Source organism: Azospirillum sp. TSO22-1 (assembly GCF_003116015.1).
Taxonomy (GTDB): domain Bacteria; phylum Pseudomonadota; class Alphaproteobacteria; order Azospirillales; family Azospirillaceae; genus Azospirillum.
Window position 1 is genome coordinate 1 of the sequence record NZ_LGQZ01000197.1, and the last position, 8,927, is coordinate 8,927.

7 protein-coding genes and 1 pseudogene are annotated in these 8,927 nt (G+C 66.9%); 6 read left to right on the forward strand and 2 right to left on the reverse strand.

Annotation, left to right across the window (positions count from 1 at the left end; translation table 11 throughout):
• Positions 1-118: 118 nt before the first annotated feature.
• Both TSO221_RS33380 and TSO221_RS33385 read right to left on the reverse strand, forming a co-directional pair.
• Positions 119-502, reverse strand: a complete 384-nt coding sequence (locus TSO221_RS33380; RefSeq protein ID WP_109122774.1) for a cytochrome c maturation protein CcmE — start codon at positions 500-502, stop codon at positions 119-121.
• Between the two features lie 98 nt (positions 503-600).
• Entirely contained in the window at positions 601-1,407 is an 807-nt protein-coding gene (locus TSO221_RS33385) for a phosphodiesterase (RefSeq protein WP_109122775.1), read from the reverse strand.
• A 155-nt stretch (positions 1,408-1,562) separates the two neighbouring features.
• On the opposite strand from TSO221_RS33385, the gene TSO221_RS33390 reads away from it, so the two are divergent.
• From TSO221_RS33390 to TSO221_RS33415, 6 genes and pseudogenes are all read left to right on the forward strand, one after another.
• Complete coding sequence (locus tag TSO221_RS33390) at positions 1,563-2,420, forward strand: hypothetical protein (RefSeq protein WP_109122776.1); 858 nt, start codon at positions 1,563-1,565, stop codon at positions 2,418-2,420.
• A gap of 28 nt (positions 2,421-2,448) precedes the next feature.
• On the forward strand, positions 2,449-3,021 hold the full coding sequence (locus tag TSO221_RS33395; RefSeq protein ID WP_109122777.1) for a YceI family protein: 573 nt from the start codon (positions 2,449-2,451) through the stop codon (positions 3,019-3,021).
• Between the two features lie 315 nt (positions 3,022-3,336).
• A pseudogene (locus TSO221_RS33400) lies at positions 3,337-4,032 on the forward strand (IS66 family transposase); the annotation flags it as partial.
• Between the two features lie 441 nt (positions 4,033-4,473).
• Entirely contained in the window at positions 4,474-5,877 is a 1,404-nt protein-coding gene (locus TSO221_RS33405) for an MFS transporter (protein WP_109122778.1), read from the forward strand.
• A 231-nt stretch (positions 5,878-6,108) separates the two neighbouring features.
• On the forward strand, positions 6,109-7,644 hold the full coding sequence (gene pyk, locus TSO221_RS33410) for a pyruvate kinase (protein WP_109122779.1): 1,536 nt from the start codon (positions 6,109-6,111) through the stop codon (positions 7,642-7,644).
• 142 nt (positions 7,645-7,786) lie between these two features.
• The coding region (locus TSO221_RS33415; protein ID WP_282187864.1) for a pyruvate formate lyase family protein at positions 7,787-8,927 on the forward strand (1,141 nt) is incomplete at its 3' end.

The following is an 8,927-nucleotide window of genomic DNA, read 5'->3' on the forward strand; positions in this document are numbered from 1 at the left end:
CGTCCCCGGTCAGGTAGGCGACCAGGAAGGCGCCGGACAGCGTGGCGTGGAACAGCAGCAGGAACGCCATCTCGGCGGCGGTCGGCTTGCGGGCGGCCATGGCGGGCCCTCCTCGGGGTCAGTCGTCGTGGTGGCGGCGCTCGCGGCGGCCGTCCTGGCGGCCGAAGGCGGTGCCGTCGTCGCGGATGATCTGGCTGGCGCGGATGGCGCCCTGGCGCACGCCGCCGGTCACCGTGACCTGCTGGCCCGGCTGCAGCCCTTCCGGCAGGAAGCCCTTGGTGGTGACGTCGATCTGGTCGCGGCCGTCGTTCATGGTGAACCAAGTGGCCGCCACCTTCGAGACGGTGCCGGTGGTGGTGCCGCTGCCGGCGCCCAGCACGTCGGCGATCGGCTGCGGGGCGCCGGCGGCGGCGGCGCGGTCACGGCGGTGGTGGTCGCCGGCCTGGGCGGCGCCGGCGGTCAGCGCGAGGGCGAGTGCGGCGAACGTCGCGGTCTTCAGCATGGCTCGTGTCTCCGGTTGTCGGCGCCCTTCGGCGCCCGATGACCGCACGATAGGAGACGTGAGCTGAGCCGACGCTGAATGGGCCGTTCATCCGGCGTTCAGGTTGGCGGCTGGAAGGGGTGCGGTCCGTCCCAGCGGCCGATGGCCACGGTGTGGCTGACCAGCCCGGTGTCCTCGCGCCAGAGATGCAGCTGGAAACCCGGCGGCTCCATCACGAAGCAGGCCGGTCCGCCCTCGCTGAGGTCGAGCGCCACCTGATGCGCGGTGGACGGCGCCGTCGACGCCAGCGTGCCGGCCCAGCGTCGCTGGATCGGCCGGTGCATGTGGCCGCACAGCGCGCGCTCCACCTGCGGGTGGCGGCGCACCACGGCGGCGAACGCGTCCATGCCGTCGAAGCCGAAACCGTCCATGTGGACGATGCCGGTGCGGAACGGCGGGTGATGCAGGAACAGCACCGTCGGCCGCTCCGGCCGCTCCGACAGCGTGGCGTCCAGCCACGCCAGACGCTCCGCGCACATCGCGCCGCCGACGGCGCCGGGCACGACGGTATCCAGACCGATCAAGCGCACCGGCCAGTCCTCCACCGCGTATTGCACGAAGGCGCCGCCTTGCGGCAGGCAGGCCAGCTCGGGGAAGGCCGCGGCCAGCGCGCCCCGCTCGTCGTGGTTGCCGGGGACCGGCAGCACGGGGGCCTTCAGCGGCTGCAGGATCTCGCGCAGCAGCCCGTACTCCTCCGGTCGGCCGGCGTCCACGAGATCGCCGGTCAGCAGCACCACGTCGGGCGGCGTGTTCAGCGCGTTCACCGCCGCCACCGCCCCGGCGAGAAGGGACGCGGTGTCGATGCGGCGGCAGAGCAGGTGGCCCGGCCCCGCAATGTGCGGATCGGTGAGCTGGGCGATGAGCATTGGCGTTCCTCCGGCAGACGTTTTCCGCAGGCTGCGGCGGATCGCGGCGGTGCGGAAGTCCCCCATTGGTCAGTCGCGCCCCGATGTGCGTTTTCGCACAGACAACCGCGTCGTCCGGGAGCAATGTCCAACCCGCTGTTTCCGGAGTGACCCCGATGTCCCTGCTCGATGATCTGGTGGTGCAGACCGCCGTGTTTCCGCTGCTGGCCGGCCTGATCGGCGTCGGCTTGCTGCGTTTCGCCGCCGGGCCGGCGCGCGGCCGGCGGCTGGCCGCCGCGGGCGTGGCGGTGGCGTTCCTCGCCGCCTACGCGCTGATCGTCGGCGTGCCGGCGCTGCCGCCGCCGTCCAGCATGGGCCGTCTGTTCTGGAGCGCGGTGGCCGGCGTGGTGCTCGGCATCCTGGCGGATCTGGCGGGGCTGGAGCCGAAGCGCGGCTCGCTGCTGGTCGGGGTGTGGTTGACTGCGGCGCTCGGCTGGGTTGCCTACCCGGTGCTGCCGGGCGGGCTGCCGACCGTCACCGCCGCCGCCGTGCTGGTGGCCGGCGCGTGGTTTGCGCTGTCGCGCACCGTGTCGCACGGCGCCGCGGGGGCAGCCACGCCGGGCGTGGTGCTGCTGGCGGCGGCGCTGGGCGTCGGTGGCGTGGCGCTGGTCGGCGCCTCGGCCTCGGTGGCGCAGCTCGCCTTCGCGCTGGCCGCCGCCACCGGCGGGCTGCTGCTGTGGAACTGGCCGGTCGAGCATCATGGCTGGGGCACCGCAGGTCAGGCCGCGCTCGGCATCCTGGTGCTGTTGACCGCCGCGCTCACGTTCTTCTCCTCGGCCCCGGCCGAGGCCCTGGTCGCCGTCCTGCCGGCCTTCTTCGCCGACCGGCTGCGCGACCGCCTGCCGCTGCCGGACACCTCCTTTGGCCGTGCCGCCGGAACCGTCGCCCTCACCGTCATTGCCGTCGTGCCCGCCGTGGCGGCCGTCGGCATCGCTCTCCTGCTCTCCGCCGGCACCGAAGCGTCCGGCTATTGACCCTCCATCCTCGTTAGGAAAAACCACCATGAAGACCGTTCTGTTCGCCGCCGTCCTCCTGGCCTCCGTGTCGTCCGTCGCGCAGGCCGCGCCGGTCGCCTACAAGCTCGACCCCTCGCATATGAGCGTGGCGTTCATCGTCAACCATCTCGGCTTCTCCAACGTGATCGGCCGCTTCAACGCCGCCGCGGGCGAGGTGAGCTTCGACAAGGACGCGGTGCAGAACAGCGCGCTGAAGGTAACCATCGACGCCGCCAGCGTCGACACCGCGCACGCCAAGCGCGACGAGCACCTGCGCTCGCCGGACTTCTTCAACGCCAAGGAGTTCCCGCAGATCACCTTCAAGAGCACGAAGATCGAGAAGACCGGCGACAAGACCGGCAAGCTGCACGGCGACCTGACCATGCTGGGCACCACCAAGCCGGTGGTCCTCGACGTCACCTTCAACAAGGATGGCGTCAGCGCGGCCAGCAAGTTGGAGACCGTCGGCTTCTCGGCCCGCGGCACGGTGAAGCGCACCGACTTCGGCATGAAGTACGGCGCGCCGAACATCGGCGACGAGATCCAGCTGCTGATCGAGGCCGAGGCGGTGAAGTCGTAAGGCCTTATCCCCCTCCCGACCTCCCTCTTTCTCTGGAGGGAACCATAAACCCTCACGAGAGCACCCATAAAGCCTCATCGCTGGAAGCATAAATTTGTTCTGCGGCTCCTAAATCAGATCCCGCTGATGGGTACCCGTCAGCGGGTCTCAATCCTGGTATCCGCCGCCTGGGCGATGCGGCTGCAGTTCTCGCTGTTGCCAAGTCCTGATGGGTTTAACCCATCGGGACGTCGTGTCGCGCGCTATGGGCACGGTCGCACGTAACAGAGTTGGTCAGCTTGCGCCAATCTCAGCGTGTGGTGCTGAGGTGGCTCCTACACGCCCGACCGCAAAGGCGAGCATCCGCAACGGCAGTTGGCGGGCTTCCGCGGGCACCTGCATGCCGGCGGCTATGGCGGGTTCGAAGCCCTGTACGAAGCCGCCGGCGGCGGAGCCGTTGCTGTCGCCGAGGTGGCCTGTATGGCTCATGTGCGCCGGAAGTTCTTCGACGAGCACGCCGAAACCGGCTCGCCCCTGGCCGCGGAGGCGCTGAAGCGGATCGGGCTGCTGTTCGACATCGAACGCCCCTTGACCGGCCAGCCGGCCGAGGAGCGCCGCCGGGTTCGCCAAGTGCAGGCCCGGCCGATCCTGGACGAACTGGCCGCCTTCCTCGACGCCACTCTGGCCCGCATCCCCGGCAAGGGCGACTTGGCCAAGGCGATCCGCTACCCGCGCTCGCGCTGGCCGGCGCTGACGCGCTACGTGGACGACGGCAGGCTGGAGATCTCGAACAACGCGGCCGAACGCGCGATCCGGCCGCTGGCCATCGGCCGACGCAACTGGATGCTCGCCGGCTCCGATGCGGGCGGGAAACGTGCCGCAGCGATCTACACGCCGGTGGAAACCGCCAAACTCAACGGTCTCGATCCCCAGGCCTACCTGCGCGACGTGCTCGGCCGCATCGCTGATCACCCGATCAACCGCATCGCCGAGCTGCTGCCCTGGAACATCGCCGCAGCGTCCGCAGCCTGAACCCCGGCGCCAACCCGCGCTCACCGCAGTTCCCAGCCATGATGCCGTTGGCAAAGGAGGCAACCAAGCTGGCGCGGGTCGCCGACGAAGAGCAATGCGGACAGTGCATTCCTCACCTCCAGTTTGGAGGAGATCCTCTACGTCAGCCCCGTGGCTACGAGCAAGCTGGCGCGAAGTCTGGCGGAACCGCCTGAAGGACGTTCCCCAGCCGCTTACGGCATTGGGTCTGGGGGGTATTACCAAACTGACCCAATAAGGGGATTGGGTGCGTTACCTATTCGCCCCACGTTGGCTAGCCCTGCCATCGGCAAGAATCGCATATAGCATTGTTTTCACTACGATTTTCGATTTGGCATCCGGCTTGCTGAAGAGCGTGCATCCCGTATCGCCGAGCGACGGCTTTGAAAACGCTGCCGGCATGCCAATGGAGGAGGCCCAATAATGCTGTCTTATCTCAAGATTCGGGAGGCGTTGGTCGCCGTCCCAGAGTCCGAGGTCCGCTCCACCTTTCTCAGGCTAAGGTGGTGGGCCCTCTTCGGGGTGTTTATCGGCTACGCCACCTACTATCTGGTGCGCAACAACTTCACCTTTTCCACGCCCTTCCTGGTCAAGGAGTTCGGCTGGACCAAGGCCGACGTTGGCGTCATCAGCGCCTATATGCTCATTGCCTATGGGCTGAGTAAGGGCTTCATGAGCTCGCTCGCCGACAAGTGCGACACGCGGCGCTTTATGGCAGCCGGCCTGGTGCTCAGCGCCGGCGCCAACATCGTGCTCGGCGTCGTCGAGGTCTACTGGCTCTTCGCCGTCATTGTGATCGCCAACGGCGTGTTCCAGGGCATGGGCGCCGGCCCCTCCTTCATCATCATCTCAAAGTGGTTCCCACGGAAGATGCGCGGCTCGGTGGGAGCGATTTGGAATATCTCACACAATCTCGGCGGCGGCATGGTCGCGCCGCTCGTCACCGGCGCCATCGCCATCCTCGGCACCCAGTACTGGGGCGCCAGCACCTACTGGGTGCCCGCAGCGGTCGCCTTGGTCGTGGCCGCGGTCATTCTCTCGCTGGGGGTCAGCGCCCCGAGCAGCGTGGGTCTGCCGCCGATGGAGGTCGCGCTCAAGGAAGAGGCCAATTCTGAACTCGTCCACAGCCATACCGACCACGCGCCGGAGAGCATGTCGGCCTGGCAGATCTTCCGCCACTACGTGCTGCCGAACAAGACCGTCTGGTTCGTCTCCTTCGTCGATGTCTTCGTCTACGCAGTGCGTTTTGGCGTGCTGACCTTCCTGCCGTTGTACCTGCTCAAGGAGAAGGGCTTCAGCAAGGCGGAAATGGGTGTTGCGTTTGCCGTGTTCGAATGGGCGGCGATCCCCTCGACGCTGTTCGCCGGGCTGCTGACCGACAAGCTGTTCAAGGGCCGCCGTATGCCGCTGGCGATGATCGCTATGACGATCATTCTGGGCGCGCTGTACTTCTACTGGAGTTCCTCGAGCATCCTGGTGATCAGCATCGCGGCCGGGATCATCGGCGGCATGATCTACATCCCGCAGTTCCTCGCCTCCGTGCAGACCATCGAGGTTGTGCCCTCCTTCGCGGTCGGTTCGGCGACGGGTCTGCGTGGGCTGATGAGCTACCTGCTGGGAGCCTCCACCGGAACGGCGCTGTTCGGCATTCTTTCCGAGAAGTTCGGCTGGCACGCCGGCTTCTACCTGCTGATCGCCTGCGCGGTGCTGTGCATCGTGAGTTGCGTTCTGACGCACTTCGGGGTGATCGAGATGGAGCGGAACCGCGCCACCGTCGATCCGGACCTCGTTGACGAGGTCAAGGACGCCGTGCCCGCCAAGGCCTGATCCAGTCGAGAACCTGTCCCTCGGGCGAGAATCTGTAAATCCGCCCGAGGAGAGCAGGTGCGGCGCCCACTGAAATCAGATCGAGCGTCATGGCGTGGTCGGTATGCGGTTCAAGGAAAAGCAAACGAATCTGAAGATGGCACAATGTCAAATTGAGTGTTCCAGATGTGCTTGTTGTGGAGTCATTTGCTTTGTCGCAGCACAGTGTTATCTTGAGGAGTTAGTTTCGATATGAATACGAGTGCGTTCATCCGCCGTTATCGGCAGACCAAGATTGTCGCGACGCTGGGTCCCTCGTCCTCGACACCGGGTATGATCGCTACGCTGTTCACGTCCGGCGTCGATGTCTTCCGCCTGAATTTCAGCCATGGGAGCCACGAGAACCACGGCGCCTGCGTCAAAGCCCTTCGGGACGTCGAACGTGAAACCGGCCGCCCCGTTGCCATCCTCGCCGACCTGCAAGGCCCCAAGCTGCGCCTGGGCACCTTCGCCGCTGGCCCGGTGGCGCTGGAAGCCGGGCAGACCTTTCGCCTCGATCTCTCCAAGGAGCCTGGCGATACCACCCGCGTGGGCATGCCACACCCGGAGATCTTCGCCGTGCTGGAACCGGAAGCCGAACTGCTGCTGGACGACGGCAAGGTGCGCCTGCGCGTCACCGCCTGCGGCCCCGGCTTCGCCGAAACCGTGGTGGTCAGCGGCATGAGACTGTCCGACCGCAAGGGCGTCAACGTCCCGGGCGTCGTGCTGCCGCTCTCGCCTTTGACCGCCAAGGACCGCGCCGACCTCGCCTTCGCACTCGACCAGGGCGTCGATTGGGTGGCTCTCTCCTTCGTACAGCGCCCCGAGGACGTCGCCGAGGCCCGCAAGCTGATCGGCGGGCGTGCCGCGCTGCTCTCCAAGCTGGAGAAGCCGCAGGCCATCCAGCACTTGGAGCGCATCGTCGAGCTGTCGGACGGCGTGATGGTCGCCCGCGGCGACCTTGGTGTCGAGATGCCGCCGGAGGACGTTCCCTTGATCCAGAAGCGCATCGTGCGCGAGGCGCGCTTGGCCGGCAAGCCGGTGATCGTCGCCACTCAGATGCTTGAGTCGATGATCTCCGCCCCGGCGCCGACGCGCGCCGAAGCCTCGGACGTCGCGACCGCGGTGTTTGACGGCGCCGACGCTGTGATGCTCTCGGCCGAGACGGCGTCAGGTGTCTATCCGGTCGAGGCGGTATCGATCATGGACCGCATTGCGCGCCGGGTGGAGCAGGATCCGCTTTACCGCACCATGATGGACGCCAAGCACCCGGATCTCGAGCATACCACGGCCGACGCCATCACGGCCGCGGCCCGGCAGGTGGCGGAGACGGTGCAGGCGGCGGCCATCGCCACCTACACCACCTCGGGCTCGACCACGTTGAGGGCATCGCGCGAACGCCCGGCGGTGCCGATCCTCTGCCTGACCTCCAACGTCGCTGCATCGCGCCGGCTGGTGCTTGCCTACGGCGTTCATTCCGTGCTGACCGAGGACGTACAGAACTTCTCCGACATGGTGCAGAAGGCCGTATCGCTGGCCTATGCCCACGGCTTGGCCCAGGCCGGGCAGCGGCTGGTCATCACCGCCGGCGTGCCGTTCGGCATGCCGGGATCGACCAACGTGCTGCGCATCGCTTGGGTCGAACGCCCAGGCGGCCAAGTGCCGATCGAAACGCGTGCGACGCATGCCCCGACACAGGCCACGGTCCGTGCCGCCGCCGATGCGGCCGCGGTCGCCGGAACTGACTGAGCACATGTTCGGGAGGAGATGATCCTGCCTTTCCCGATGTCTCGTTTCCGCTCCGTCTCAAACAGCAACGGACATGAGACGAGCTGCGCCGACCCACCTCCAGCGCCTGGAGTTGAGCCGTCGCCCTCTTGAAGGTGATAAGATGGACACACTGATTCAGGAAGATTATGTCGAGGCGGACGACGCGCAGCCGCATCCCTGGCACCACTTCAAACCCGGTGTCTGGCAGTACGAGGTGAACGTTCGCGACTTCATCCAGAAGAACGTCCGCCCGTACGGAGGAAACAGCCACTTCCTCACCGGCCCGACCGGCACCACCAAGGCGCTGTGGAACAAGGTCACTGCGCTGCTCGACGAGGAGCGCGCGGCCAAGGGCGGCGTGCTCGACGCCGACACCGAGATCTTCTCTTCCCTCGCCTCGCACGCGCCGGGCTACATCGACAAGGCCCTGGAACTCATTGTCGGGCTGCAGACCGACAAGCCGCTCAAGCGCGCCATCATGCCCACCGGTGGCTGGCGCATGGTCAGGAACGGCCTGGAAGCCTATGGCTACACCCCCTCGCCGAAGCTTGAGGAAATCTTCCCCAAGCTGCGCAAGACGCACAACGACGGCGTCTTCGATGTCTACACTGAGGAGATGCTGCGCTGCCGGAAGTCCGGCGTCATCACCGGCCTGCCGGACTCCTATGGCCGCGGCCGCATCATCGGCGATTATCGCCGGTTGGCGCTGTACGGCGCCGACCGGCTGATCGACGACAAGAAGGCCCAGTTGCAGTCTCTTGAGTTGGACCGTATTGACGAGGAGACGCTGCGCCTGCGTGAAGAGATCAGCGAGCAGATCAAGGCGCTGGGCGAATTGAAGACGATGGCTGCGGGCTACGGCTTCGACGTCCGCCGCGCCGCGGTAACCGCGCAGGAGGCGGTGCAGTGGACGTATCTCGCCTACCTTGCGGCGGTGAAGGAGGCCAATGGTGCGGCCATGTCGCTGGGGCGCGTCTCCAGCTTCCTGGACATCTACATCGAGCGCGACCTGCGCGAGGGCCGGTTGTGCGAGGTGGAGGCGCAGGCGCTGATCGACCAGTTCGTCATCAAGCTGCGTCTGATGCGCTTCCTGCGCACGCCCGATTACGACGCGCTGTTCTCCGGTGACCCCACCTGGGTGACCGAGTGCATCGGCGGCATGGCGCTGGACGGCCGCACCCTGGTCACCAAGACCAGCTTCCGCATGCTGCACACGCTGGCCAACCTCGGCCCGGCTCCGGAGCCCAACCTGACCGTGCTGT

Bases quoted from the DNA above. Each gene is read 5' to 3' on its own strand.
- TSO221_RS33380 (WP_109122774.1), bottom strand. From the start codon at position 502: ATGCTGAAGACCGCGACGTTCGCCGCACTCGCCCTCGCGCTGACCGCC.
- TSO221_RS33385 (WP_109122775.1), bottom strand. From the start codon at position 1,407: ATGCTCATCGCCCAGCTCACCGATCCGCACATTGCGGGGCCGGGCCAC.
- TSO221_RS33390 (WP_109122776.1), top strand. From the start codon at position 1,563: ATGTCCCTGCTCGATGATCTGGTGGTGCAGACCGCCGTGTTTCCGCTG.
- TSO221_RS33395 (WP_109122777.1), top strand. From the start codon at position 2,449: ATGAAGACCGTTCTGTTCGCCGCCGTCCTCCTGGCCTCCGTGTCGTCC.
- TSO221_RS33405 (WP_109122778.1), top strand. From the start codon at position 4,474: ATGCTGTCTTATCTCAAGATTCGGGAGGCGTTGGTCGCCGTCCCAGAG.
- pyk (WP_109122779.1), top strand. From the start codon at position 6,109: ATGAATACGAGTGCGTTCATCCGCCGTTATCGGCAGACCAAGATTGTC.